Here is a 23,864-nt window from a genome sequence, read left to right on the forward strand (position 1 = left end):
ATGCGGCGTTTTCAAGATCCCGTTTCTTCACTCAGCCTTGTTGGCCAACGCCGTCACCACCTGGTCCTCCACCGCCTTGACCTGCCGTCCACCTACCAGATAGTTGTTGCTCAGCATGGCGAACACCAGCAGCCGCCCATCACGGCTGGTGACATAACCGGCCAGCGACGACACACCGCCCATGCTGCCGGTCTTGGCATGCAGGTTGTTCGCCGCCGCCGTGCCATGCAGGCGTTTGCGCAGGGTGCCGCCGATCATCCGCTCGGAATTACCGGCAACCGGCAACGCCGCATACCAGGCCTGGAACCAGGGGCGACTGCGCGCCACCAGCAGCAAATCGCTGAGGGTCTGCGCCGACACCTGGTTACGCCGTGACAAACCGGAACCATCGAACTGCAGCAACTGCGCCGACGCCACCCCGTGTCCCTGCAGGAACCCGTTGACCGCCGCCACACCCGCCGCCGCCGTGCCCTCATGGGCGGTCTTGCGGCCCATGGACTTGAGCAGGATCTCCGCCATATTGTTGTTCGACAATTTGAGCAGCGGCGGCATCAGTTCCGCGAGGACCGGCGACTGGTGCTCGACCAGCGGCTGCGCCGCGGCCGGCGTGGCGACACCCAGCAAGCTGCCGCCTTCCACCGCGATCCCCTGCTGGAGCAGGGCGCTGCGGAACAGATCGGCCACCAGCCCGGTCGGCTCCCAGACGCTGACCTGGGCAATGCGCTCCGCGCCCTTGGGCAACGCGCCGTCAATGCGCAACAGGTTGCCGCCATGGCCGCGACTGACCACCAGCGGACCGCCACGGCCGGTCGTGGCCCGGTTGAGCACGTTCATGTAGTGGTTGGCCGGGGTGAAGCTGACCCGAACTGGCTGGCGCGCGGCGCCACCGGCACGCACATTCACCAGGATCGAACCGACATCGAGGTCCGCGTTCGGCGACACGCTCAGCGCGGAAATCTGCGCCGCAAAATACTGTTGCTCGTCATCGGCGGACCAATCGACCCCCAGCCGTTCGTGGTCGAAGGCGGTGTCATCGAGGATCAGCCGTCCGCGAACCCGCGTGATGCCTTTACGCGCCAGCCCCGCCGCCAGGGCCTGGTAGTCTTCCTGGCGCATGCTCGGGTCGCCCGTGCCGCGCAGGTACAGGTCGCCGTTCAGCACGTTGCCCTGCTGCACACCGGTGCTCAACAGGGTGGTGGAAAACCGATAATCGGCACCGAGGATTTCCATCGCCGCCGCCGTGGTCACCAACTTCAGGCTGGAAGCCGGAATCAGGCGGAATTGCGGGTTGTATTCACACACCAGTTTGCCGGTGTTCGCCTCGCGTATCACCAGCGAGGTCATCGCGCCTTGCAGCGCCGGGGCGCGCAGGACACTGTCGAGCCCGGCGCAAAAAGCCGAGCGTGGCAACGGCAATGGTAACTGCGCCGCCTGCAGGACCACCGTCCGGGCCGGCTCGGGAGCCTTCGGTGCCTTGCTCGAACAGGCCGCCAACAGTACGCATAACGCCAGCGCGACGCCCTTGCCCATGAAACCCTGTACCGAATTCATCTTCCGCCTCGAACTCAACCAATAAACACACAATAGCCGCTACCCGCGACTCATCACTCAGGAGGCACGTAAGAACAAGGTACTTAGCGAGTCAACGGGGGAATTATGCGGGAACACCGTCCCCGGAATCCATGCGTGGCGATTCGTTTTCCGGGGACAGAGTTTGTGGTTCAGGGCGCCAGGGTGGTGACGGAAAAGCTATTGGCGTGAAACAGTGGATCGGCCTTGGCTTCGCCCTTGGCGGTCGCCGGCAGGGTGAAGTCCATGGCGGGCAGGTAGACCTTGCCGCTCAGCGGGTCGAACGCCATGTTGTAGGCCATCGGCAAGGTGCTGACGCTACCCAGCGTACGGTAGTGATCGAGGTCCGTCTGTTCCACCAGCGTCAGGTTGGCGTCCACCCCGCTGGGGATGATCAGCCGATGTTGCCGGGCATCCCAGGCCAGGGCGTTGACGTCCCGGGTGATCGGCAGGCTGGCCTTGACCGCGCCGCTCTCCAGGTCGGCCACGATCAGCCGGGGCTGCTCGCCACGACAGGCGACGAACAGGCGCTGTCCGGGCTTGTCCTCGGCCAGGGCGCTGGGTTTGGGGCAACCCTCGAAGCTCCAGCTGTCGAGCACTTCGAAGGTGCTGGCGGAAAACCGCGCCACCTTGCCTTCGTCGCGCATCGGCAGGAAGAAACTGCCATCGCCCTTGACCAGCAACGGGTCGATCTTCTTCACGTCCAGTTCATGGGCGGCGGTGATCTTTTCCTGTTGCGGGTCGAAGACAAACAGCGTCGAACGATCCGCCCGCCGTCCGCTGACGACGATCACCTGGCCGCTGCGCGGCTCATACACCGCGCTGTTGAGATTGCTCTGGGCCACGGGAATGCGTTTGAGCAGCTTGAGGCTCGACAGCTCCACCACGCCGAGGCTGCCGTCGGTATTGAGCACGAACACGCGATTGCGTTCGGGCACGAACACCACGGCGTTGGCCCCTGCCGAATGCTCGAGGGTTTTCACTAGGCGCTGTTTCGCCACGTCGAACACGCTCAGGCCGTTTTCCCGACGGGCCAGGAACAGGTAGGGCCGGGTTGGATCGAGGGCGGCGAATCCCCAACTGTCGCCGGAGCCGGGCAAGGTCACCTGATGCTCACGCTGGTACAGGCGCCCCTCCCCGTGTGCCGCCAGGGCGGTACCACTCAGGGTCAGGGCCAGCAGGACTGCACTGATTCGTTTCATCAAAACTCCAGGGTGCTGGAGACAGACACCTGGCGCGCATCCCCCATGGAGACGAACAGCTGGCTGACCGCCGAGGTGTAGTAGACCTTGTTGAACAGGTTCTTCACGTTGAGCTGGAACTTGACCTTCTGCCCTTCGAGCTTGGTGTCGTAGGTGGCGAAGGCATCGGCCACGGTGTAGCCCGGCAGGTCGAAGGTGTTGGCCGCATCCCCGGTGCGATGACCGATATAACGCGCGCCGGCGCCGGCCCGCAGCTTGTCGCCACCGCCCATGATCGAACCGAAGTCGTAGACCGCCGACAGCGACCCAGCATTCTTCGCCACGTTCTGCAGGCGGTTGCCCTGGTAATTGGCGTCCTTGGTGACCTGGGCATCGGTGTAGGCGTAGCTGCCGATCAGGCTCCAACGATCGCTCAACTGACCGCTGGCATCCAGTTCCAGCCCGCGCGAACGGACCTGGCCGGCAATGCTGTACTGGGTGGTCAGGCCGTCGGCGACGGACACCAGCACGTTGCGCTTGTGGATATCGTAGATCGCCGCCGTGGCGGTGATGCGCCCTGGAATATCCAGCTTGGTGCCGATTTCCCAGGCCTTGGATTGTTCCGGTTCAAGGGAGCCGTCCAGCACCAGGCGGGTATTGCTGGTCACCGCCAACGGGGCGATGGTGGAGTTGGGCTTGAAGGATTCGGTGTAGCTACCATAGAACGACAGCTCGTCGGTGTAGCGATACACCAGGCCGGCGCGCGGCACGAACTTCTCGCCATTGCCGTTGGTGTTGACCTGGAACGGCCGGCCCTTGCCCGCGAACTGGTCATACATCTGGTAGCGACCGCCGGCGACCAGGATCCACTGGTCGTTGAGGTGGATCGAGTCCTGGGCGAACAGCGAGTCGCTGCGCAGCAGGTCGGTCTGGTCGCTGTCCTTGGGGCTGACGGTGGAGCCCGGGACTTCGCGTCCGTAGATCGGGTCCAGGTAGCTGAAGGTGTTCAGCGGGCTCTGGCGGATCAGGTCGGAGCGGTAGATCTTGCGGTACTCGTCGTCCATGCCGAACACCAGGTCATGCTGCATGCCGGCCACATCGACCTTGCCTTCGAGGCTGGCGGTGGTGAAGCGGTCGGTGGTCAGAGCGCCTTTGGTGCCGTCCATGCTGCGCACCAGGGTGCCGTTGGCCGGGTTGACCGAAACCACCCGGACCTGGCTGGCATCGTAGGTTTCGCGGTTCCAGCTGTAGCCGAGGTGCGCTTTCCAGCTGTCGTTCAGGTCGTGGTCGGCTTCGAAATGGACCAGGTCGGAACGGCCTTCCATGTTGTTGAACGGCTCATCCAACCGGCGATCCTTGGGGATGGCCAAGGGGTGGTTGGTCCGCGGGTCGATGGCCGTGCCACGGTCGAACGGGGTCAGGAACTCGCGGTGCTCGTAGGACAGCAGCAGCTTGGTGGTCTCGCCGAACCAGGCCAGGGACGGGGCGATCAGGGTCTCGCGGTGGGCACCGAAGTCGCGCCAGTAATCTTCGTCTTCACGGTCGAGGACCATGCGGTAGGCCAACCCGGAATCGCCGAGGGCGCCGGTGCTGTCGAGGCTGCCGCCGCTGCCGTTCTTGCCGGCGCCGTAGGTCGAGCCGCGCAGGGTCACGGCGTTGTACTGCTCCAACTGGGGTTTCTTGCTGACCAGGTTGACCACCCCGCCCGGGTCCTGGATGCCGTAGAGCAGGGAGGCCGGGCCCTTGAGCACTTCGACCCGATCGGTGGTGGCGTTCAGCGCGCGGCCCTGCACCAGCGGCATGCCGTCCTGCATGATCGAACCGTTACGGTTGTCGCCGAAGCCACGAATCATCACCGCGTCCTGGGTGCTGCCGAGGGTGTTGGCCTGGGTGATGCTGCTGATGTTGTTCAGCGCGTCATCAAGGTTGCGCGGGGTCTGGTCGCGCAGGACCTGGGCCGAGACCACGTTGATGGTCTGGGGGATTTCCTGCAGCGAGGCGCTGGAACGGGCCACCGAGGTGACCTGTGGCGGCTGGTAGCTGGTGGAGGACGCCTGCGGGGTGCCGTTGATGGTGGTGGCGCCGAGGTTCAGGGCGCCCTGGGTCGGCACGGGTTCGAGGGCCAGGGTGTGGTCGTCGGTGCGGCGGAAGGTGAAACCGGAGTTGCTCAGCAGCTGTTGCATGGCCTGCTCGGCGCTCATCTGCCCGTTGATCGCCGGGGCCTGGTGACCGTAGGCGGCTTCGTCGGTGTAGACCACGCTCAGGCCGGTCACCCGACTGAAGTCGTTCAGGGCCTGGGGCAGCGGTTTGGCGGCAATGGCGAAGGTGAACTGCGCGCTGTGCTGCGCCGCGGACTCGGCTGCCAGGGCCACGCCCGGGGGCAGCAAGGCCAACCCCGATACCGCCAGCGCCGACGCGCCGAACCACCGCTTGACCGAACTGCCTGCCACCGATTTTGCCCTGGACTTCATGTGTGCCTGACCCATACGTAGAGAAATCATTAATGCGAATGAATCGCACTTTCAACCACTACACGGATGGGCTTCGCGTTTACCTCACCTTTATTTTGAAAATATTTTCTCGGGTCAGCGCAAGACGATGACCCGACCCAGCAGACTGTGCTGTTCAAAGCCCAGCACGCCTTGCAACGAATCGAGCACCGCCCGCGGATCCTTGTTCGGAAAACTGCCGCTGATCCGCCGTGCCGCCAGGCTGTCGTTGAATACCAGGATCCGTCCCGGATAATACCGGCCCAGGTCCTGGACCACCTCGGCGACGCTGGCTTTCGAATAGTTCAGCCAACCCTGGCGCCAAGCCAGCAACTGGTCGCTGTTCACCGGATGCAACGGTTGCGCCGAACCGTCGGCATAGGCCACTTGCTGGTTGGCACCGAGAATCTGCTGCGGCGCGCCCGCACTCGCGCGAACCCCGACCCGTCCGGACAACACCGTCACCCGCGCACCACCCGGTTGCAGGCGCACTTCGAACTGCGTGCCGAGCACCCGCGCCTCGCCCCCCTGCGCATCCACCACAAAGGGCTCGCCGGTATGGGTCACCTGGAAAAACGCCGAGCCGCGACGCAGCCGGACATGCCGTTCGCCCGCGCTGAAATCCACGGAGATCGCACTGTCGGTGTCCAGGGTGACTTCGGAATGATCGGCCAGGGTCACCGTGCGCACCTGCCCCGGCACCGACACATAGTCGGCGCCGCGGTCATCGAGCCAACGACCGGGCTCGAAACCCAGGCCCATGGACACTGTCAGCAGCAGGCAGGCGGCCATGGCCAGGCCCGCCGACCAGCGCCAGCGCGTTGCCGGCTTGGGCCGGTCCATGGCCGCGAGCAGACCTTGCAAGGCCACGGCCTCTTCTTTGGCCAAGGTACTCGCCGGCACTTCGCTCAGTTCCCAGAGCACCTGGGCCTGGGCATAGGCCTCGACATGGGCCGGATCGGCTTGCAGCCAGAGACTGAAGCGCGCCTGGTCACCCCGGCTCGGTTGATTGTGCAACAGGCTGAGCCAGGCCAGGGCGGCCTGTTCCTGGTCGGGTGTCACGGCAATGCTGGAAGAATGGATCACGATGCTTTCCCTGGCAGACGTGTGGCGGATGGCGCTCGATGCCCGGCCGAAGGCTCTCGCAGACTGGCCTTGCAAGCCTCAAGGGCACGCATCATGTGTTTTTCCACGGCACTTTTCGAGAGGCCCATGACCTTGGCGATCTCGGTGTACTTGCGACCATGGATCCGGTTGAGCAGGAAAATCTGCCGGGTGCGCTCCGGCAGGCTGCGCAGCGCCGCCTCGACATGACGCAGATCGTTACCGGCCTCCAGGGCCGCCTCGGGCTCGCAGCCCTGGTTATCCTGCTGCTCGGGCAGCCAGCCTTCATTGACCCGCACGCGAACACCCTCGCTACGCAAATGGTCGATGGCAATGTTGCCGGCGCAGCGCAGCAGGTAGGTGCTCAGCTCCTCCACCTGCACCAGGGGCCGACGCCAGAAACGCAGGAAGAGGTCCTGGACCAGGTCCGCCGCCGTCGCCCGACAACCGACCCGGCGGCTGACCAGCGCCTCCATCTGCGAACGCTGGGACAGGAACACTTGCAAGAAGTGCGCGCGACCGGCGTGCAACTCGGTCCTCTCGGCATCCGGGTTCTCGGGGGGGCGCATGGCCAGGTTCATCACGACACTCCCAGCAACAGTCAGCCGCCGAGCAGCAGTGGGCCAGCGGAAAGGACGCCAATATTAATGATAAAAATTCTCATGCGCAAAGACATCCGACGAGCCGTGGTGGCACAAGGACATTGAGCGTTGACGAGCCGAACGGTTGTTCAGCGCTGAATAAGGCTGGCGGACGGGTCGGGTTCCGGGCCAATCATTGAATGGAGCACAACGAAAACGGGCCTGCAAATGCAGGCCCGTCATGGTCAGTGTTGAAGATCAGCCGTTAGCGGCCAGCCGTACACGTTCTTTCTCTTCGAACTCCTCTTCCAGCAGTGCGTCTCCCAGGTCGCGGCGCTCGCCCTTGATGGCGGTCGCGCGTTTGGCTTGCAGTTTGCCGAACAGATGCTCCAGTGCATGTTCCAGTTTGGTGGCCGCGCCATCGATCGCCTGTTCCAGCGTATCGGCTTTATGGGTGACCGAAATCGGTTGATGGCCTTTTGGCCGCGCTTCCATCTGGCAGCGCATATCGTGGGGACCCGGCTTGTCGCCGTTCTCGTCCGCCAGGTGAACTTCGACCCGTGTCAGGTCTTCTTCATAACGTTCGAGCGCGGTCTCTACGCTCGTCCGGACCCACTCCTCCAGTCGAATGCTGCTTTGAATATGGTTATCACTATTGACTTGGATTTGCATAGTTATTCCCTTATTTCAGCTAGCTAGTAAGAGACTCGTCGGCAGCGCCTGAAGGCGTGCTGAACATGACCTCTTGATGACAGAGTTGGGCAGTTGGAAAAACAATTCAACCCCTTTGAAAAGATAAATAATTATCCGACGAAATAGCCGGACAAGCTGGTAAAGCGCTGTTAATGTCGGGAGTTGGGTCGAGTCGCTTTCCTGTCATTTCCTGCAACAACCTTCCTGAAAAAGCCCCACTACAAGCTCGGCCAAAACGCCTTGAAGCAGCGGACATCCTTGTCCGGCACTCGAACACATCAAGCCTCGCGCAACCCTGGCACCACCTTGCGTTCACGGGTGTAGCTCAGCACGAAATGCGCCACCAGGCCGAAGATCAATCCCCAGAACGCCGCCGCCAACCCCAGGTAACTCATGCCTGAAGCGGTCACCAGAAAGGTGATCAGCGCCGCTTCCCGCTGTTTCTCCTCGGCCATGGCCCCCGTGAGCCCGGCACTGATCGCGCCGAACAGCGCCAGCCCGGCCAGGGACGCGATCAACTCCTTGGGCAAGGCGCCGAACACCGAGGCCAGGGTCGCGCCAAAGGTGCCCATCAGGATGTAGAAAACCCCGCAGGCGATGCCGGCGATATAACGCTTGTCGCGGTTTTCGTGGGCCTCGCGACCAGTGCAGATGGCCGCCGTGATCGCCGCCAGATTGAGGCCATGGGCACCGAACGGTGCCAGCAACACCGCGCCCACCGCCGTCAGCGAAATCATCGGCCGGGCCGGCTGGGTATAACCGGCGGTGCGCAACACGGCCATGCCCGGCACGTGCTGGCCGGTCAGGGTCACCAGGGCCAGCGGCAGGCCGATATTGATGATCGCGTGCCAGCTCCACTCGGGCGCGGTGAAGATCGGATGGGCCACCGCCACGGTGATCGCCCCCTGGTTCAACTCGCCCATCAGCGCGGCGAAACCACAGCCGACGATCAACACCGAGAGAATCGCGTAGCGCGGCGAAAAGCGCTTGCACACCAGGTAGACAGCGATCATCGACAACACCAGCGCCGGTTGCAGGCGGATCGAGGTGAACAGCTCGGCACCGAAGCGAAACAGGATCCCCGCCAGCATCGCCGCGGCAATCGCCTTGGGCAGGCGGCTCATCAACTTGTCGAAGGCTCCCGACAGCCCGACCACGAGGATGATCACCGACGCCACCACATAGGCGCCGATCGCTTCGGCGAATGACACCGTCGGCAGCATCGATACCAGCAGCGCCGCACCGGGGGTCGACCAGGCGGTGATCACCGGGATCCGCAGGCGCCAGCTCAACAGCAGGCCGGTGACGCCGCTGCCGATGGAAATCGCCCAGATCCACGACGACACCTGGTCGCCGGACAGATGGGCCTGGGACGCCGCCTGGAACACGATGATCAGCGGGCCGGCGTAGGAAATGACCACGGCGATAAAACCGGCGATCACCGCGGATAACGAAAAGTCCTGTCTGAGGCTGCTCATAAGCGTCGGTACCTGGAGGTGGAAGTCATTGAGTCGATTGATGCGCATATAACCGCATAAATTGATTCGATTCAATAGAATCAATTTTGATTCATACACCCTGTGATAAGCTTGCCCGCACTTTTCAGGATCGGTAGCCATCAAGCATGTGGGTTCCTCGGCTCAGCGACTTCAACCAACCGGTGTACCTGTCCATCGCCGACGCGCTGGCGCGGGATATCGCCAGCGGTACGCTGAAAACCGGCAGCCGCCTGCCGACCCTGCGTGAACTGGCCCAGGCGCTGGAGGTCACGCCCGGTACCATCAGCCGCGCCTACAGCGAGGCGCAGCGGCGCAAGCTGGTGCAGGGCGAAGTCGGACGCGGCACCTATGTGCTGGAACAGGGCGCACCGATGCCGACCCGCCAACAGGCGCCGGCATTGCTGGCGCCGGGGCCGACCGACCTGCTCGACCTGTCGATCATCAAGCCCCACGGCGAGCCCCTCGAACACGAGCTGCGCGATGCCCTGGTGAACATGGCCAACGACGCGGATTTCGCCCGCGCCCTGGACTATGCCCCCGACGGCGGCCACCCTGCCCACCGCGAGGCCGGCGCGCAGTGGTTGCGCCAGTCGGTGCCGGATGCGCAATGGCAACAGGTGGTGATCACCGCCGGTGCGCAACATGGGCTGATGGTCGCCATGAGTGCCCTGAGCAACAGCGGCGACCTGGTGCTCTGCGAAGCGCTCTGCTACCCCGGCATCATCTCCCTGGCCCATGGCCTGGAGCGCCGGCTAGGCGGTGTGGAAATGGACGCGGAAGGGATCATTCCCGAGGCCCTGCGCGAGCGTTGCCTACGGGAAAAACCGGCGCTGCTGATCTGTGTCGCCACCTGCCAGAACCCGACCACGGCGATCATGTCGGCGGCGCGCCGGGCGCAGATCGCGGCGATTGCCGAAGAGTTCGATTTCATCATTATCGACGACGATATCTACGGTTTCCTCGCCAACGATCCGTCGATCAGACCGCTGTCCAGCTACGCCCCGGAGCGTTCGGTGTACCTCACCAGCCTGTCGAAATCGGTGATGCCGGCCCTGCGCATCGGCTACCTGTACAGCCCGCCGAAACTGCTGTCGCGCCTGACGTCGATGGTGCGCAGCAGTATCTGGATGCCCTCGCCGCTGACTGCTCAACTGGCCAGCATGATGCTCAGCGAAGGGCTGGACACTCGGTTGGTCGCGGTCCAGCGCGCCGAGGCGGCCGCGCGCCAGGCCATCGCCGCCGAAGTCTTCCACGGCTTGCAGATCACCACCCAGCCCCACAGTTATCATCTGTGGCTGACCTTGCCCGAGCCCTGGAGCGGCGATGAGTTCACCCTGCTGGCGCGGGCCAACGGCGTGCTGGTGCTCAGCGGCACACAGTTCCAGGCCGAGCGCCTTGGGCATACCCGCAGCGTGCGGATCGTGCTGATGTCACCCACCAGCCGCGACGAACTGCGTTTCGCCCTGACCAAGCTGGCCAGCCTGATCGACGCCGACCCGCGACGTTTCTACTGAACGGTCGTTTACCCGGCACAAGCCTTGCAAATTCAAATGGTGTAGTTGTGCCCCGACATGAGGTCAGGGCACCGATCTGCCGCCGGTCCGGAAGCGACGAACCAACCCGCCCGGCGCGCAGTCAATGAATGCAGGTTTCGATCAGAGTGGTGACACACATGGATAACCCCTTTCAGTTGATCAACGAGGCTTTCCAGCCCGAATACCGAGTCAACCTCAGCCTCCAGGGACTGGACGGCGACGTCATGCTGACCCTGTCCAACGCCGATGGCGTGGTGGCCAAACGGATGATCAGCGCCGAGCAACGCAATGATCCCAGACGACTGAAACGCCTGATCCAGAGCGTTCAGTTCGGCATCGCCATCGAGCAGGGGCACAGCGCGATGGATATCCTCACGGCCATGACCGACAGCGACAGCCTCAAGCTGGGAACGCTCCCGGCACCGGTCTGGAGCGGTGCCGGCCATCGTGTCGGGCGCCCGGTCACACCGACCGGACGGGTAGTGACGCTGCCGGTTCGTTAAGCAGCCGCTACACCAACTGCAACCCATTGGGGCGTGCGCCGGGAAAAACGCTCTGAAGTTGCGCAGTGGACAAACCCCAGGTGCGGCCCAACAGGCCGCCCAGCAAATCGCGGTAGTTGTTCAGCACCGGATAGTCGCGGTTCTGCAACAGGCTGCCCGGCGCCACTGCCACTTGCTCGCCGACGATGCGCCCACCGTGCACGCTGCCGCCCAGCACCCAGTAGACCGTGCCATGGCCATGATCGGTGCCGCGATTACCGTTCTCGCGAAAGGTGCGACCAAACTCCGAGACCACCACCACGGTGGTGTCCTTCCACTGATCGCCCATGGCATCGGCAAAGGCCGCGAGGCCCTGCCCCAGGTTTGCCAGGTTGTTGGACAGCTGACCCTGGGCGCCGCCCTGGTTGACGTGGGTATCCCAGCCGCCGACATCGACGAAACCCAGTCGATACTGATCGCGCATCAGGGTGGCGATACGCCGGGTTTCCGCGGCGAAGTTCTGCGCCGTCTGCGCACCACGCCCGGCCTTGGTCATTTCATCCTGCAGGTCCTTCGACACTTGCTGGCGCAGTTGCAGGCCGTCGGTTACCGGTGCGGCCAGCGTCGTACCTTTGTACATCGAGGCGAGGATCGAGGACTGGCGCTCGTCGAACACCGGTTTTGAAACCCCACGCAACGACAGATTGGGAATATCCCGACCGCCCTGGAAACTCAGGGGCAAGGCGTCGGTAAAGGCAATCGGCGCACTGCCGGGCATGGCCCCGGCCAAACGGGCGAGAAAGCCCGAGCCATAGTGCCCATGCTGGTCGCCGGCCAGCCCGGCCTCGATATTGTCCTGGGTTTCGAAATGGCTGCGCGACAGGTCGTCGGTGCCGGCAAAGGGCACGAAGGCGAGCTGCTTGCGTTGCCAGAGCGGATAGAGCGAATCGTGCAACACCGGGTTTAGCCCCCAATGGCCGTCGAGAGCAATGGCGCTGTTGGGGTTGTGCGGGTCGGGCCGGGCAATCGCCAGGGTCGGCCGCGACTCGTAGTAGAAATCGCTGGCATAGGGCACCAGCAGGTTGTTGCAGTCGTAGCCGCCACGCAGGAACACCATCAGAAAACGCGGTGCCGACGCGGGAGCGGCGAACAACTTGCCGGAGAACGACAAGGTCGGCAGGGTCGCGGCGGCGACCGCTGATGCGACCAGAAAGTCTCGACGATTCATCACTGCACCTTCCTTGAAGAGCACGACGTTAACGGTTGTTGAAGTCCGGTGAAGACAACAGGAAGGTGTTCCATTCCTGCGGCGAGGTGGCCTGATTCAGCGCGGCTGTGGTGGCGGCCGACAGATGCGGGCCGATGGCCTCGTAATACAACGGCGTGGTGATCATGGGGAAACCGCCCTGAGCCTTGTCACTGCCTTCAGGGGTAAACAACTTGTTGTAGCCCGAGCCGATGGACCGGGCGATTTCGAAACGCTTCGACATCTGCCCCGAGCTGGCCCAACCAGCGGCGTCCAACGGCCAGCCGTCCGGGGTCTGCCGGCCGAACACCGGTTCCCCCAACTGATTGAGCCAGTTGAGCATCGGCCGTGGATTGGCGATGGGCTTGCCGTCGTAAGCCAGGCGTACCGCCGAGACCACGAACTGGGTCGGGTCCTTGAATTTTTTTCCGGCGCTTTGCAGCAGTTCCGGCGACTCGAAGAGCGTGCGCAACACCTGGGCGATATCGCCATCACTGCGCTGGAAGGTCACGCTCATGCGGTCCACCAGGGACTGCGGCGGCTGGTCGGCGACAAAGTATTGCGCCAGTTTGCGCGAGATGAATTGCGCACAGGCTTTCTGCCGGGTGATCAGGTTCACCGCCTGGGTGATTTCATCGAAACCGCTGCCCTGGATCGATTCGCCCAGCAGCACCTTGTCGGAGAAGTCATGGCGCTTGGGATTGAACTGGAACATCCCGTCATTCACCACCAACGGCGCCACCCGGGGCCCGAACTTCTGCACCCGGCCATCCAGCGGCCGCACCCCGGCACCGGTAAGGATCAGCGCCAGTTGCTGGACATCCTGCTGGGTGTAGCCGGAACCGACCCCCAGGGTGTGCAGTTCCATCAGTTCGCGGGCGTAGTTTTCGTTGACCTTGCCATTGGCGTTCTGGGCATTGTCGAGAAACTCCAGCATGGCCGGACTCTTCAGGGTCGCCAGGACCAGATCCCTGAACTTGCCCAGGGCATGCGGGCGGATCACCTGCTCTTCGTAGTCCGCCGCCATCAGGCGTACCGCGCCCTTGCCGGCAAACACGCTGAAGTGATTGAGCCAGAAGCCGACCATCTGCTCCTTGAGCTGGTTGCTGCCATAGACCGCCCGCAGCAGGGTGATTTGCCGGGCCTGGTCGGCGGCGTCATTGAGCTGTTGCTGCTGGGTCTTCTTGGCATCGGCCTTGGCATCGCCGTCCGGCATCGACTGCAGTTGCTCCTGGCCCTGCTTGAAGGCGAGCAAGGTAGCCTGCAGCGGTTGCGCAAGGATCGGGAAGGCCCGCAATTGTGCGTCGATACCCGGCGGCAACGGGTCACGAATACGGTCGCTCAGTTGCGCCTCGAGCAAGCCGCTACGGCCCATGGCCCGAAAGCGCGCGACGTTCGCCGCGTCCAGGTCGTAACCATCGCGCCGCAGCCAGGCCGAATCGGCGGGACTCAACGGCACGACAGGTGCCGCCACGGCGACGACGGGAAGGCCCGCCGCCAGACACACCGACAACCCCAGACAACGTAGAACAGCACCCGGTACTGGCATATCAAGAGGCTTCCAAAGGTGAGAACGGCAGTAATCCTTTCATCCCCAGTGTCTGTCGAACTGGCTGTACCAATGCTGACAAATGCGCATTCAGTTCTATCCTGCCAGAGGTCTGTGACAAGCGGCTCTTGCCGCAAAAAGACTGTGTCGGGTTCAGGAACCGGACAGATACATACTGTTACAACAAGCGTAGCCGGTGAGAAAACACGGCAACGATCCGTTCGCCAGGCGCGTGCCGTGGGCGGACCATCCCGAGGAGGCAACATGTTTTTACGTTACGCAGCACTTGCAGCGGTAGTCGTGGCGGCTTCCGGTTGCGTACAGGAACGCGTGGTTCACGATCGCCAGGTGGTGGTCGAACGGCCCGCGCCGCAATACGTGGAAGTGGTGGCTCCGCAGCCACCACCGCAGGAAGTGATCGAAGTGGAGCCGGCCTATCGCCCTGGATTTATCTGGGCACGGGGTTACTGGCATTGGGACGGGCGACGCTATGTAGCGATGCACGGTCATTGGGAACCGGTGCGCCAGGGTTATCGCTATGTACACCCGCACTGGGAACGGCATAACGATGGCTGGCATTTGCGTGCCGGGGCCTGGATCAACTGATCCACCGATAGGCTTCCTTTTCCTGCAGGAGCGAGCTTGCTCGCTCCTGCAGGGGGTTCAAAGCTCGCCCTTCTCCACTTCCGGATGCTCGCTGGAGCCCTCGCCGGTCTTGCGTTGCGGGTGCTCGATCTTCACCGACGGAAACTGCGACGAGGCATAGCGCACCACCAGGATCGCCAGCGCCAGCAACAGGATCGCACCGGAAAGGTAAACCACGCCCATGTCCGGTGGATTGTGGTGCGACACGTTGGAGATCAGCAGCCGGGTCAGCGCGGTGATCGCCACGTAGATCAGGAAGCGCACCGGCATATGGTTGGTCTTGAAGTAGATCCCCACCATCGCCCCCAGTTCGAGGTAGATGAACAGCAGCAGGATGTCGTCGATCTTCAGATGACCCTCTTCGATCATCGTCAGGAACTCCATCACCGCCGCCCAGGCAGTCACCCCGCCAATGGCGAACAGCGCCAGGTAATGAAACGACTCGACGAACAGGTTGCCCAGGGATTCGGCCACCTGATGCACGTTCTGTCGCAGGTTCTCGGCCCAATTGATTTTCACGGTACAGATTCCTTGGTTCGGCTTGATCGAATGATGCGGGTGGAAGATGACTGTTGTCCCTCTCTGCACAAGCATGCAGAAAAAAGGCCAGAGACAGGGGTGAGATGATAGTAGGTGGCCGGCGCTTATCCATGACTCGACCACCACGCAATGCAGTTCTAACTATTCATACTGAGGATCGATAACGCTCTGCTGGCTCGGAGTTGCTAAAGCCGGAAGCGAGAACACTCCTTGCCTGCTCGAAAGCCTCCCAGGCGGCCACTTCAGGCACAGGAGGAATTGTCACCAACTCCCGGCGATCAAAGCCGAGCAACGCAGCATCCACCAAAGCCTCTACTTCCATGACGTCTGGCACCTTGCTGATGTCACCACCCGCTCGCTCATATATTTCAGTGCGCGTTGCCGCGGGCAGTACAGCTTGCACGTACACCCCTTTTGCTGAAACTTCGGCCGCCAGGCTTTGCGACAGCGTCAGCACGTAGGCCTTGGTGGCTGCATAGATCCCATGAGAATACTCCGGTAGCAGCGCCAACACCGAAGCAATGTTGATGATCGAGCCGTTGCCACGCGCCAGCATATTATCGATGACGGCAGAGGCAAGCAGGGTTGGAGCGACGACGTTGAGGCGCAGCAAGGTTTGCATCTTGTCAGGCTCAGCGCAGGCAAAGTCACCGACCAGTGCCGCCCCAGCGTTATTCACCAAGATATCGATCACTGGTACGCTGCGCAGGCGCTTCAGAACAGGGTCAAGTTGGATCGAGTCGGTCAAGTCGGCAGTGATGACTTCAACTGAAACACCATGCGCATCGCGCAACTCGGATGCAAGCGCATTGAGTCGATCAGTGGCACGAGCGACAAGCACCAGGTCATGGCCTCGCGCTGCCAAGCGGCGTGCATAGATTGCACCAATGCCGCTTGAGGCGCCGGTGATAAGGGCGGTCGACATAAAAAGATTCCTCATAAAATTACAATGTCCTGCACTGTAATTTGTAAATTACTAGCGTTTATAAAGTCGTATGGTAAATTGGTATTGCGACGTACATGGGGGGGGTCAAGGACGCGCTGTCAGGTGCAGCATGGTGCAGTGCTCGTAATGGCCAACTCCGTTCTTGATGATGGGGTCTTGCGATGTCAACTCAATAACATCCTGGTCGTCAGCAAGTTGGTAAAGTGAGACGCCATAACCTCCCGCCTCATCTATTACAGGACCGTGAGCGACAATCAATCCTTTATTGAGCAGGTCATTCATATACACACCATGCTGCTTCATCCACTCCCGCTCATTGCTAGACATGGTTGCCAGGAAGTCTGCGCGAGGAGGAATGAATTTACACAAAAAATATTTCATGCCTTGGCTCCGCGATATATAGAAAAGAGTTTTTCCAGGCGAAGTGCTGCCATGGAGTACAACTCGCGCTCCGGCCGTTCGCAAATTAAAAGTGCAGCCGCGACTTGAAAAGCCAAACCGATTGGCTTTGGGGCACGCCAGATATGATGAGCAGACTATCGGGCCCGACTTAAAAAAGCTTACTCACTCGACAGCAACTGGAATAGCAGCAATTCGCTTGCCCACCTCAACGGATAATGCCAGCACGACGCCTGCTGGTCGCATCATTACCATGAAGTCAGCAATCTTGCCCTCATCATTGAACTCAATAAGGTCGACACCCGTTACACGGTCATCGCCTATAGTCGCACTGAACTCCAGTACGTAGCCTGTTTCACTACCGAAGTGCCTGTGATATTCAAAGTTTTCGAGAACGCTGAACACCGCAGGCAGAATCACGTGCATTGGGCCCTTACCTTGAGAGGGTTCGAAGGTAGATGGATTGCGAAAGACAACGTCCTCGGCGAGCAAGCTTGGAAGCTCTTTCCAATCTGACTCGGCAACGATGCGATGCCACTCCTTGATTCCTGCCTGGGCGGCCGCATGTGGCCGAGCTGTTTGGATAGAATGTGCAGTATGCTGGTCAATTTTCTTCATTTTCATCTCCGGTTCTATATATCCAGGGGGACATTGCCTATGTCAGGTATTAAGTTTGGATTGGCTTACTTTGCCGACTGCACGCTCTTCAATATTGAGCCTTCAAACATTTTAGGCATGTAGCTTTGCAGAAAAAGAATCATGCCAGTCATTTTCCCTACCGGATTACTGAATTTGGAGCTCTTGGCTTCAATGAGCGTTCTGATTTTTTCCACAACGGCGCCTGGTTCCTCGGCGTCATCAATGCCCTTCTGCGTGGCCGCGTTGACTTTCGTCCGATAAGCGTCATAGTCAGCAATGCGGTTGTTTGTTACAGAAATCGCATTGACAGCCAAATTGGTCTTAAACCATACCGGCTCGACCATGTTGACTTTTATGTTGAATTGATCCAGCTCAAAACGCAGAGATTTGAAGTAACCTTGAACCGCGTGCTTAGAGGCTGTGTAAAATGAAAGATTCGGCGGACCAATCAAACCGACGATAGAGCTGACAGTAATTATCTGCCCCTGCTTTTGACGTCTGAAATAGGGGAGCAAGGCATTGGTCACCTTGACAGTGCCCCAAAAATTGGTCTCAAACTGTTGATGACCAAGCTCCATAGGCGTTTCTTCTGCGATACCAGTGACCATGTAACCGGCGTTATTTACCAGAACGTCCAAATGCTTAATGTATTGGAACAAATTTTCCGTAAACCGTCTGATAGAAACATCATTATCAACATCCAGTTCAAGCAATTTGAACGGCAGTTGCGCTGCGTGTTTTTCGGGTGTACGGCTGGTGCCGATGACATTAAAACCTTGCTGGTGCAGGTTTTTCGCCAGCCTCAATCCAAAGCCGGACGATGCACCAGTGATCAGGATTGTCTTTTTCATATGTCTACCAGTAATGGGAGGTCTCATCCCTTCAAGTACGCGGTTGGTTCCGGCAGGTCGGGATTTGTCGCATCGATAACTTCATCGAACGGACGCTCCCGGACCCCGGATGACATATAGATTGCTGGGGATACCACAATTTGGCACTCGCCTAACACGCCTATATGACTGCAAAACCCGCCAAGATCGCACTGGCATATTGGCGCGATCTGTCGTTGTCGTGGCGTGATCGGCTCACTAGACTGGGGTGCCTGGATACTGGAAATACCCCCCAAAAAGGAGGAATTAAATTTCATGGCAGGCAAGCGCAGCTCCGTTTTGGACTTCTCTGTTTGGCCCGGATGGCGATTGCTGATGCATGATGCCGGATTGGCCACTGCACCTGTTTTGCGTCGCGCACAGATGCCAGGCGATCTGTTCACGCGGCAAAACGTGCGCTTGGATTCCGCACATTTTTTCAAGCTGTGGCGGGCGATTGATGCTGAGGCTGCGGCTGTTTGCGCAGAGTTGCCTGCGCCGTTGCAGATCGCGAGGGTAATGTCCTCCGACTGGTTCGATCCGGAGCTTTTCGCAGCATTGTGCAGTACCCATTTAGGCGGCGCTCTCGAACGGATTGCCCAGTACGTGCGGCTAATAGCACCTATGACGATTCGGGTCGTTCGTACTGACGCGCACACCACGGTAACCATGGACTTTCTAGATCCTTCCGAGCCGCCACCAGAAGTTTTCTTAGCCTTTAAAATCGTGTTCTTCGTGCAACTGGCAAGGTTAGCGACTCGTAGCCATGTGCAACCATTGCAAGTGAGCTGGCCCTCGCTAGCTATTGAGTCGGATTCAGATGCCTATCAGGCTTACTTCGGTATTCCTGTGACTAGAAGCCCCCTGGCCTGCGTAGTATTCGCTGCAGCAGACGTCGAACGACCTTTTCTGACCGAGAACCACAAGATGTGGTTGTTCTTCGAACCTAGCCTGCGTCAGCGATTGTCCGACCTGGAGAGGACGTGCGGCATGGCCGATAGGGTACGCAGTGTCCTGCTTGAATCCTTGCCCGCAGGCGAGGTATCGATGCAGTCGGTCAGTCGAAAGCTCGCGGTCAGTACCCGTACATTGCAGCGTAAATTGCACGATGAAGGGACAACGTTTCAACAGACATTAGATACGCTACGCGCTTCGTTGGCGCGTCACTATCTACGGAACACGGCCATGTCGAGCGCTGAGATCTCTTTCCTTCTAGGGTTTGATGATTCCAATTCCTTTGCTCGAGCATTTCAGTCCTGGAGTGGCATTACACCGGCCAGGGCGAGATCGCAAATGCTTGTCTCCAGTGAGACTCAGCCTCCCGTAGCAAAGCGGGAGCAGCAGGATTGACCTTGCATTTGCTAGCGCGGTCAGCGTGTTCCTGGCCGAGCAGCTCGCCCCCCTTATCGTCGCTGTCAGTCATAAACATCCCCATTTGCCCATCCCCTATCTCAAGGGGGAACGGTGTCCGCGAGATCGCCAAAGGCAGCTCAGTCCACCTGAAAAACCACGAAATAGGTCTACATTAAAAAGCCACTACCCAAACCCTGGGGATTCGCTTATGCTTTTAGCTGTATATAAATACAGTAATTGCAAAACACAACTATCGTGAAGGCATGTGAGGTGGTGAATGGCCGTCGAAGTGGTATACCGCAGCAGCCGAGATCTGGAGCGTTTGTTCATGGATAAAGCCGAAGCTGACCGTCATGACAAAATGCTCGAATTGGCCGAGCTGTTGGCCGAAGTCCTGCAAAAAGCCGTGCCCTCGCTGAGCGAGCAGCAGGTGGAAGAAGCCGGCATCTACATGGCGAAAAACCGCGATGTGTTCGCCCGGGCGTTCAAGAGCCAGCCGGATGCGCTGAGCGAATTGCTCTCGCCCCCTACCCCTGTCGAATAAAACAGCGCCAGACGGCAGGAACCGGTTCGTTCAACGGTAAAGCAGGCGCTCCGCCAGTTCGTCGGCCACCCGCGCCGGCGAGCGCTTTTCCGCCTGGGCATGGGCGAAGACTTCGGTCAGGCGCGTGCCGATACGGGACAAGTGGGCGGTGATGGTCGACAGTTCCTCGCCCCGGTGCCTGAGGGTGACATAGATCAATCCGCCAGCGCTGATCACGTAGTCGGGCGCATAAAGAATCCCGCGTTTTTCCAACTGATCGGCAACGCTGATATGGGTCAGCTGGGTGCTGGCCGAACCCGCCACCGCCGCGCAACGCAGCTGCGCCACGCTCTGGCTGGTGAGCACATTGCCCACGCTGCAAGGGGCGAGGATATCGCATGGGGTACTGAGCAAGGCTTCACAGGCAATCGGATGGGCCCCCAGTTGCTCCATGGCCAGTTGCACCTTGCCCGGGTCGGTATCGCTGACCAGCAACTCCGCACCCGCCGCGTGCAACTGCTCGGCCAGGGCATAACCGACGTTACCCAACCCTTGCACCGCCACTCGCAAACCTTCCAGGTTGTCGCTGCCCAGCCGCGCCATGGCGGTGGTGCGAATCCCGGCAAACACGCCCATGGCCGCGTGCGGCGACGGGTCGCCAGCGCTGGTGGTGCTGGTGACATGCTGGGTGTATTGGGCAATGCAGTCCATGTCGGCGGTGGAGGTTCCGCTGTCGATGGCGGTGATATAGCGCCCGTTGAGCTGCTCGATACAACGGCCGAAGGCTTCGAACAAGGCGGCGCGGCTTTCCACATGGGGCGGACGAATGATCACCGCTTTCCCACCGCCCACCGGCAACCCGGCGAGCGCGGCCTTGTAGCTCATGCCCTGGGCCAAACGAATGGCATCGACCATGGCACTTTCATCGTCGGGATAGGCCAGGTAACGACAGCCACCCAGCGCCGGCCCGAGGCGACGGTTGTGGATGGCAATCACCGCCTTCAACCCGGTTACCGGATCGACACTGAGGTGCAGCGACTCAAGACGAGTGCTTTGCATGAGAGCGAACATCGAGAGGCCCCCTGGATACTGCCTGTAGCGAGTATAGGCTTCGTGGGAAAGCTTGCAGAAGCAAGCAGGAATAAGCCCCTGGCGTTTGCAGTTTTTGCGACATAACCCTCGAGCGCTGCAAGCGGACTGGACGAAAGCCCATCACGGGGCTAAAACAGAGACTCTGCCGGAGATCTCGATGAACCCCCGCCAAGCCTTTTTCGCCTGCCTGCAACGTACACCGCCCGCCGTGTTTGAAGCAGCCGTGTGGATAGCAGCCGAACATGACCCGCAGGTCCTGCCTGAATCCGTATTGCGCGATTTCCGCGACCTGCAGCAACGGGTCAGCGCCGGCCTGCCGATGCTGCCGGTCAGCGAGTTGGGCCAGCCGCTGTTGCGGCGGCTGAACGAACTGGGGTTCCAGCAGGACGAGTTCACCCCACTGCGGCCTCACGCGGCACTGCTCGACAAGGTCCTGCAGCGCAGGCGCGGGCAACCGCTGGCGCTGGCGTTGATCGCCCTGGAACTGGCCCGGCAGTTGGAGATTCCGCTGGTGGGGGTGAATTTTCCCGGGCATTTCCTGCTGCGGGTGCCGGGGGCCGACCATCTGCTCGACCCGTGTGGCGGCCGGCGCCTTTACCCCAACGACTGCCGCGAACTGCTGGTCCGCCAGTACGGCCCGAGCACGGTGCTGAAGGCCGAGCACATGCATAACGCAACGCCAGTGCAGATGCTCCAGCGCCTGTCGCGCAATCTGCGGCAATTGCACCAGGCCAACGACGACTTCCTCGGGGCCCTGGTGGATGCCGAGCGGGTCCTGGAACTGGGCCAGGCCAATGCTGGCGACTACCTGGCCCGCGCCAGCCTGTACCAGCGCCTCGATTGCCCACGGGCCGAACGCCATGATCTGGAACGGGCGCTGCTGCTCAGCGAAGACCCGCTGCAGCGACTAAGGCTGACGGAACGGCTGGGGCAATTGCCGCCGAATGCGGTGGTGCATTAGGCGGCATGCCTTACAACGGAGTATCCGGCTGGTTCGCCGGATGCGCCTGGATAAACGCCGGATGCTGTTCCGCCAGCGCCGCCACCCGGCGAATACGCGGATAAGCCTCCAGCGATACCTTGAAACGCTGCGCCGCATACAGCTGCGGAATCAGGTACACATCCGCCAGCCCCGGCTCCTTGCCAAAGCAATAACCGACCTCGCCAATCAACTGCTCCACCGCCGTCAGCCCCTGGCTGACCCAATGACCGATCCACTCCTGCACCTGGGCATCGTCATGCCCCCACTGGCGCAGCAGGTTGGTGGTGCCGGAGTTGTGCAACGGATGAATATCGCAACCGATCACCGCCGCCACCGCCCGCGCGCGGGCACGGGTCATCAGGTCCGAGGCCAGCAGCGGTGGCTGTGGATAACGTTCCTCGAGAAACTCGATGATCGCCGGCGACTGCGTCAGCACATCCCCGGCATCGGTGCGCAAGGCCGGCACCCGGCCCTGGGGGTTGATCGCCAGGTACTCCGCCTGACGCTGCTCACCGCCACCCGGGGCGATCAGGTTGATCGGCAGCGCATGGTAATCCAGGCCCTTGAGGGCCAGGGCGATCCGCACGCGGTAGGACGAGGTGGAACGGTAATACGTGTAAAGCTCCATGGTCCTCTCCTCTCAACGCGCCGAGACAATCTTGCCGCGGCATTCGCCGAAGCCGATGGAAGCAAAACCTTCACGGTTGCACCGCGCCCGCAGGATGATTTCGTCGCCGTCCTCAAGGAACTTGCGCACTTCGCCCGATGGTAGCTCCACCGCTTTTTTACCCCCTTCGGTGATCTCCAGCAGGCTGCCGAACTGCCCCGCTTCAGGACCGGACAAGGTGCCCGAGCCGAACAGGTCGCCGGCCTGCAACTGGCAGCCGTTGACGCTGTGGTGCGCCACCAGCTGCGCCACGGTCCAGTACATGTGCCGGGTGTTGCTCAAGGTCAGGCGCTGGGCCGGCAGGTTCTGCTCGCGCATCGCCTCGGTCAGCAGCAACACTTCCAGTTCGATATCAAAGGCGCCGCCCTGCTGATCGCCCGCGTCGAACAGGTACGGCAACGGCTGCGGATCGCCTTGCGGACGCGCCGGCTGGGCCTGGCGGAACGGCGCCAATGCCTCGGCCGTCACCACCCAGGGCGAGACGCTGGTGATAAAGCTCTTGGACAGGAACGGCCCCAGCGGCTGGTATTCCCAGGCCTGGATATCCCGTGCCGACCAGTCATTGAGCAGGCAGAAACCGGCGATATGCTCGGCGGCATCACCGATGGCAATCGACTCCCCCATGGCATTGCCCTGGCCGATCCAGATGCCCAGCTCCAGTTCGTAGTCCAGTCGTGCGCAGGGACCGAAAGTCGGCTCAGTCTGCCCAGCGGGCAAGGTCTGGCCCTTGGGCCGCCGCACCTCGGCGCCGGACGGGCGCACGGTCGAAGCGCGGCCGTGATAACCGATGGGCACGTACTTGTAGTTGGGCAGCAGCGGGTTGTCGGGGCGGAACAGCTTGCCGACATTCTGCGCATGCTCGATGCCCACATAAAAATCGGTGTAGTCGCCGATCCTGGCCGGCAGGTGCAACTGGCAATCGGCAGCCAGGTGCAGCAGCTTCGCACCCTGGGCTTCGATCTTGCCACGCAGGCTGCTGCCTTCGCCGAGCAGTTCCAGCAGGCGGGCACGCAAGGCCACGCGAGCCGCGGTGCCGAGTTCGAAAAAGGCATTCAACTGACCGCCACGGGTCGCTTCGACAGCGGCCTTGGCCAGACCGTCAAACAAGCCGAACTCCAGGGCTGCTTCCAGATCGAAGATCTGCTCGCCGATCGCCACGCCACTGCGCGGGGTAGAACCCTGGTAACTGAACACCCCCAGCGGCAGGTTCTGCAACGGGAAATCGGTATGGCCGTTGGCAGAGGCAACCCAGCTGCGAAGGATGGTTGGCTGACTCATGGG

23 protein-coding genes are annotated in these 23,864 nt (G+C 61.2%); 6 read left to right on the plus strand and 17 right to left on the minus strand.

Going from position 1 to position 23,864, the window contains the following annotated elements; translation table 11 throughout:
* Nucleotides 1–27: 27 nt before the first annotated feature.
* From dacB to M5C56_RS21140, 7 genes are all read right to left on the minus strand, one after another.
* Nucleotides 28–1,551, minus strand: a complete 1,524-nt coding sequence (gene dacB / locus M5C56_RS21110; RefSeq protein ID WP_103496592.1) for a D-alanyl-D-alanine carboxypeptidase/D-alanyl-D-alanine-endopeptidase — start codon at nucleotides 1,549–1,551, stop codon at nucleotides 28–30.
* A 170-nt stretch (nucleotides 1,552–1,721) separates the two neighbouring features.
* Complete coding sequence (locus M5C56_RS21115) at nucleotides 1,722–2,771, minus strand: hypothetical protein (protein WP_103496591.1); 1,050 nt, start codon at nucleotides 2,769–2,771, stop codon at nucleotides 1,722–1,724.
* The gene (locus M5C56_RS21120) at nucleotides 2,771–5,221 is read right to left on the minus strand and encodes a TonB-dependent receptor (protein ID WP_103496603.1); all 2,451 of its coding nucleotides are present in this window, start codon (nucleotides 5,219–5,221) and stop codon (nucleotides 2,771–2,773) included. Before M5C56_RS21120 ends, M5C56_RS21115 begins: the two co-directional genes overlap by 1 nt.
* A gap of 114 nt (nucleotides 5,222–5,335) precedes the next feature.
* Nucleotides 5,336–6,325, minus strand: a complete 990-nt coding sequence (locus M5C56_RS21125; protein ID WP_247263313.1) for a FecR family protein — start codon at nucleotides 6,323–6,325, stop codon at nucleotides 5,336–5,338.
* A complete protein-coding gene (locus M5C56_RS21130) occupies nucleotides 6,322–6,912 on the minus strand; it encodes a sigma-70 family RNA polymerase sigma factor (protein WP_103496601.1) in 591 nt (196 codons plus the stop codon). Before M5C56_RS21130 ends, M5C56_RS21125 begins: the two co-directional genes overlap by 4 nt.
* A gap of 270 nt (nucleotides 6,913–7,182) precedes the next feature.
* The gene (locus M5C56_RS21135) at nucleotides 7,183–7,596 is read right to left on the minus strand and encodes an HPF/RaiA family ribosome-associated protein (RefSeq protein ID WP_103496590.1); all 414 of its coding nucleotides are present in this window, start codon (nucleotides 7,594–7,596) and stop codon (nucleotides 7,183–7,185) included.
* A gap of 299 nt (nucleotides 7,597–7,895) precedes the next feature.
* A complete protein-coding gene (locus tag M5C56_RS21140; protein WP_103496600.1) occupies nucleotides 7,896–9,095 on the minus strand; it encodes a benzoate/H(+) symporter BenE family transporter in 1,200 nt (399 codons plus the stop codon).
* Between the two features lie 146 nt (nucleotides 9,096–9,241).
* Between M5C56_RS21140 and M5C56_RS21145 the strand changes: the two genes are divergently transcribed.
* The gene (locus M5C56_RS21145) at nucleotides 9,242–10,630 is read left to right on the plus strand and encodes a PLP-dependent aminotransferase family protein (RefSeq protein ID WP_103496589.1); all 1,389 of its coding nucleotides are present in this window, start codon (nucleotides 9,242–9,244) and stop codon (nucleotides 10,628–10,630) included.
* Nucleotides 10,631–10,788: 158 nt separating this feature from the next.
* Nucleotides 10,789–11,154 carry a DUF3509 domain-containing protein gene (locus M5C56_RS21150; protein ID WP_103496588.1) on the plus strand — a complete coding sequence of 122 codons (366 nt, stop codon included), beginning with the start codon at nucleotides 10,789–10,791 and terminating at the stop codon, nucleotides 11,152–11,154.
* Between the two features lie 7 nt (nucleotides 11,155–11,161).
* Here M5C56_RS21150 and M5C56_RS21155 read toward each other — a convergent pair whose 3' ends face one another.
* Both M5C56_RS21155 and M5C56_RS21160 read right to left on the minus strand, forming a co-directional pair.
* Complete coding sequence (locus M5C56_RS21155) at nucleotides 11,162–12,361, minus strand: DUF1501 domain-containing protein (RefSeq protein WP_103496587.1); 1,200 nt, start codon at nucleotides 12,359–12,361, stop codon at nucleotides 11,162–11,164.
* A 28-nt stretch (nucleotides 12,362–12,389) separates the two neighbouring features.
* Complete coding sequence (locus M5C56_RS21160) at nucleotides 12,390–13,928, minus strand: DUF1800 domain-containing protein (protein ID WP_103496586.1); 1,539 nt, start codon at nucleotides 13,926–13,928, stop codon at nucleotides 12,390–12,392.
* Between the two features lie 264 nt (nucleotides 13,929–14,192).
* Here M5C56_RS21160 and M5C56_RS21165 point away from each other — a divergent pair, with 264 nt between their 5' ends.
* The gene (locus M5C56_RS21165) at nucleotides 14,193–14,534 is read left to right on the plus strand and encodes a YXWGXW repeat-containing protein (protein WP_103496585.1); all 342 of its coding nucleotides are present in this window, start codon (nucleotides 14,193–14,195) and stop codon (nucleotides 14,532–14,534) included.
* 57 nt (nucleotides 14,535–14,591) lie between these two features.
* On the opposite strand, the gene M5C56_RS21170 is transcribed toward M5C56_RS21165, so the two are convergent.
* From M5C56_RS21170 to M5C56_RS21190, 5 genes are all read right to left on the minus strand, one after another.
* On the minus strand, nucleotides 14,592–15,092 hold the full coding sequence (locus tag M5C56_RS21170; protein ID WP_103496584.1) for a phosphate-starvation-inducible PsiE family protein: 501 nt from the start codon (nucleotides 15,090–15,092) through the stop codon (nucleotides 14,592–14,594).
* A gap of 166 nt (nucleotides 15,093–15,258) precedes the next feature.
* Entirely contained in the window at nucleotides 15,259–16,038 is a 780-nt protein-coding gene (locus tag M5C56_RS21175) for an SDR family oxidoreductase (protein ID WP_103496583.1), read from the minus strand.
* A 105-nt stretch (nucleotides 16,039–16,143) separates the two neighbouring features.
* Complete coding sequence (locus M5C56_RS21180) at nucleotides 16,144–16,440, minus strand: YciI family protein (RefSeq protein WP_103496582.1); 297 nt, start codon at nucleotides 16,438–16,440, stop codon at nucleotides 16,144–16,146.
* 183 nt (nucleotides 16,441–16,623) lie between these two features.
* On the minus strand, nucleotides 16,624–17,076 hold the full coding sequence (locus M5C56_RS21185) for a nuclear transport factor 2 family protein (RefSeq protein WP_103496599.1): 453 nt from the start codon (nucleotides 17,074–17,076) through the stop codon (nucleotides 16,624–16,626).
* A 65-nt stretch (nucleotides 17,077–17,141) separates the two neighbouring features.
* Complete coding sequence (locus M5C56_RS21190) at nucleotides 17,142–17,948, minus strand: SDR family NAD(P)-dependent oxidoreductase (protein ID WP_103496581.1); 807 nt, start codon at nucleotides 17,946–17,948, stop codon at nucleotides 17,142–17,144.
* Nucleotides 17,949–18,302: 354 nt separating this feature from the next.
* Here M5C56_RS21190 and M5C56_RS21195 point away from each other — a divergent pair, with 354 nt between their 5' ends.
* Together M5C56_RS21195 and M5C56_RS21200 are read left to right on the plus strand one after the other, a co-directional pair.
* Entirely contained in the window at nucleotides 18,303–19,316 is a 1,014-nt protein-coding gene (locus tag M5C56_RS21195) for an AraC family transcriptional regulator ligand-binding domain-containing protein (protein WP_348648047.1), read from the plus strand.
* A gap of 280 nt (nucleotides 19,317–19,596) precedes the next feature.
* The gene (locus M5C56_RS21200) at nucleotides 19,597–19,863 is read left to right on the plus strand and encodes a YebG family protein (protein ID WP_103496579.1); all 267 of its coding nucleotides are present in this window, start codon (nucleotides 19,597–19,599) and stop codon (nucleotides 19,861–19,863) included.
* Between the two features lie 30 nt (nucleotides 19,864–19,893).
* On the opposite strand, the gene M5C56_RS21205 is transcribed toward M5C56_RS21200, so the two are convergent.
* Entirely contained in the window at nucleotides 19,894–20,913 is a 1,020-nt protein-coding gene (locus tag M5C56_RS21205) for a Glu/Leu/Phe/Val dehydrogenase dimerization domain-containing protein (RefSeq protein WP_103496578.1), read from the minus strand.
* A 178-nt stretch (nucleotides 20,914–21,091) separates the two neighbouring features.
* On the opposite strand from M5C56_RS21205, the gene M5C56_RS21210 reads away from it, so the two are divergent.
* Nucleotides 21,092–21,895, plus strand: a complete 804-nt coding sequence (locus tag M5C56_RS21210) for a transglutaminase family protein (RefSeq protein ID WP_103496577.1) — start codon at nucleotides 21,092–21,094, stop codon at nucleotides 21,893–21,895.
* 10 nt (nucleotides 21,896–21,905) lie between these two features.
* On the opposite strand, the gene maiA is transcribed toward M5C56_RS21210, so the two are convergent.
* Nucleotides 21,906–22,544, minus strand: a complete 639-nt coding sequence (gene maiA / locus M5C56_RS21215) for a maleylacetoacetate isomerase (protein WP_103496576.1) — start codon at nucleotides 22,542–22,544, stop codon at nucleotides 21,906–21,908.
* Nucleotides 22,545–22,556: 12 nt separating this feature from the next.
* Nucleotides 22,557–23,861 (minus strand): fumarylacetoacetase, encoded by a 1,305-nt coding sequence (fahA, locus tag M5C56_RS21220; protein ID WP_103496575.1) that lies wholly within the window; start codon nucleotides 23,859–23,861, stop codon nucleotides 22,557–22,559.
* Nucleotides 23,862–23,864: the final 3 nt, after the last annotated feature.

The sequence above is a fragment of the Pseudomonas sp. MWU13-2862 genome (genome assembly GCF_023242495.1).
GTDB lineage: Bacteria > Pseudomonadota > Gammaproteobacteria > Pseudomonadales > Pseudomonadaceae > Aquipseudomonas > Aquipseudomonas gingeri_D.

Bases quoted from the DNA above. Each gene is read 5' to 3' on its own strand.
- M5C56_RS21135 (WP_103496590.1), bottom strand. From the start codon at position 7,596: ATGCAAATCCAAGTCAATAGTGATAACCATATTCAAAGCAGCATTCGA.
- M5C56_RS21120 (WP_103496603.1), bottom strand. From the start codon at position 5,221: ATGAAGTCCAGGGCAAAATCGGTGGCAGGCAGTTCGGTCAAGCGGTGG.
- M5C56_RS21160 (WP_103496586.1), bottom strand. From the start codon at position 13,928: ATGCCAGTACCGGGTGCTGTTCTACGTTGTCTGGGGTTGTCGGTGTGT.
- dacB (WP_103496592.1), bottom strand. From the start codon at position 1,551: ATGAATTCGGTACAGGGTTTCATGGGCAAGGGCGTCGCGCTGGCGTTA.
- M5C56_RS21190 (WP_103496581.1), bottom strand. From the start codon at position 17,948: ATGAAAAAGACAATCCTGATCACTGGTGCATCGTCCGGCTTTGGATTG.
- M5C56_RS21165 (WP_103496585.1), top strand. From the start codon at position 14,193: ATGTTTTTACGTTACGCAGCACTTGCAGCGGTAGTCGTGGCGGCTTCC.
- M5C56_RS21205 (WP_103496578.1), bottom strand. From the start codon at position 20,913: ATGTTCGCTCTCATGCAAAGCACTCGTCTTGAGTCGCTGCACCTCAGT.
- M5C56_RS21140 (WP_103496600.1), bottom strand. From the start codon at position 9,095: ATGAGCAGCCTCAGACAGGACTTTTCGTTATCCGCGGTGATCGCCGGT.
- M5C56_RS21145 (WP_103496589.1), top strand. From the start codon at position 9,242: ATGTGGGTTCCTCGGCTCAGCGACTTCAACCAACCGGTGTACCTGTCC.
- M5C56_RS21175 (WP_103496583.1), bottom strand. From the start codon at position 16,038: ATGTCGACCGCCCTTATCACCGGCGCCTCAAGCGGCATTGGTGCAATC.
- M5C56_RS21180 (WP_103496582.1), bottom strand. From the start codon at position 16,440: ATGAAATATTTTTTGTGTAAATTCATTCCTCCTCGCGCAGACTTCCTG.
- M5C56_RS21115 (WP_103496591.1), bottom strand. From the start codon at position 2,771: ATGAAACGAATCAGTGCAGTCCTGCTGGCCCTGACCCTGAGTGGTACC.
- M5C56_RS21185 (WP_103496599.1), bottom strand. From the start codon at position 17,076: ATGAAGAAAATTGACCAGCATACTGCACATTCTATCCAAACAGCTCGG.
- M5C56_RS21155 (WP_103496587.1), bottom strand. From the start codon at position 12,361: ATGAATCGTCGAGACTTTCTGGTCGCATCAGCGGTCGCCGCCGCGACC.
- fahA (WP_103496575.1), bottom strand. From the start codon at position 23,861: ATGAGTCAGCCAACCATCCTTCGCAGCTGGGTTGCCTCTGCCAACGGC.
- M5C56_RS21210 (WP_103496577.1), top strand. From the start codon at position 21,092: ATGAACCCCCGCCAAGCCTTTTTCGCCTGCCTGCAACGTACACCGCCC.
- M5C56_RS21130 (WP_103496601.1), bottom strand. From the start codon at position 6,912: ATGCGCCCCCCCGAGAACCCGGATGCCGAGAGGACCGAGTTGCACGCC.
- M5C56_RS21150 (WP_103496588.1), top strand. From the start codon at position 10,789: ATGGATAACCCCTTTCAGTTGATCAACGAGGCTTTCCAGCCCGAATAC.
- M5C56_RS21195 (WP_348648047.1), top strand. From the start codon at position 18,303: ATGCATGATGCCGGATTGGCCACTGCACCTGTTTTGCGTCGCGCACAG.
- M5C56_RS21200 (WP_103496579.1), top strand. From the start codon at position 19,597: ATGGCCGTCGAAGTGGTATACCGCAGCAGCCGAGATCTGGAGCGTTTG.
- maiA (WP_103496576.1), bottom strand. From the start codon at position 22,544: ATGGAGCTTTACACGTATTACCGTTCCACCTCGTCCTACCGCGTGCGG.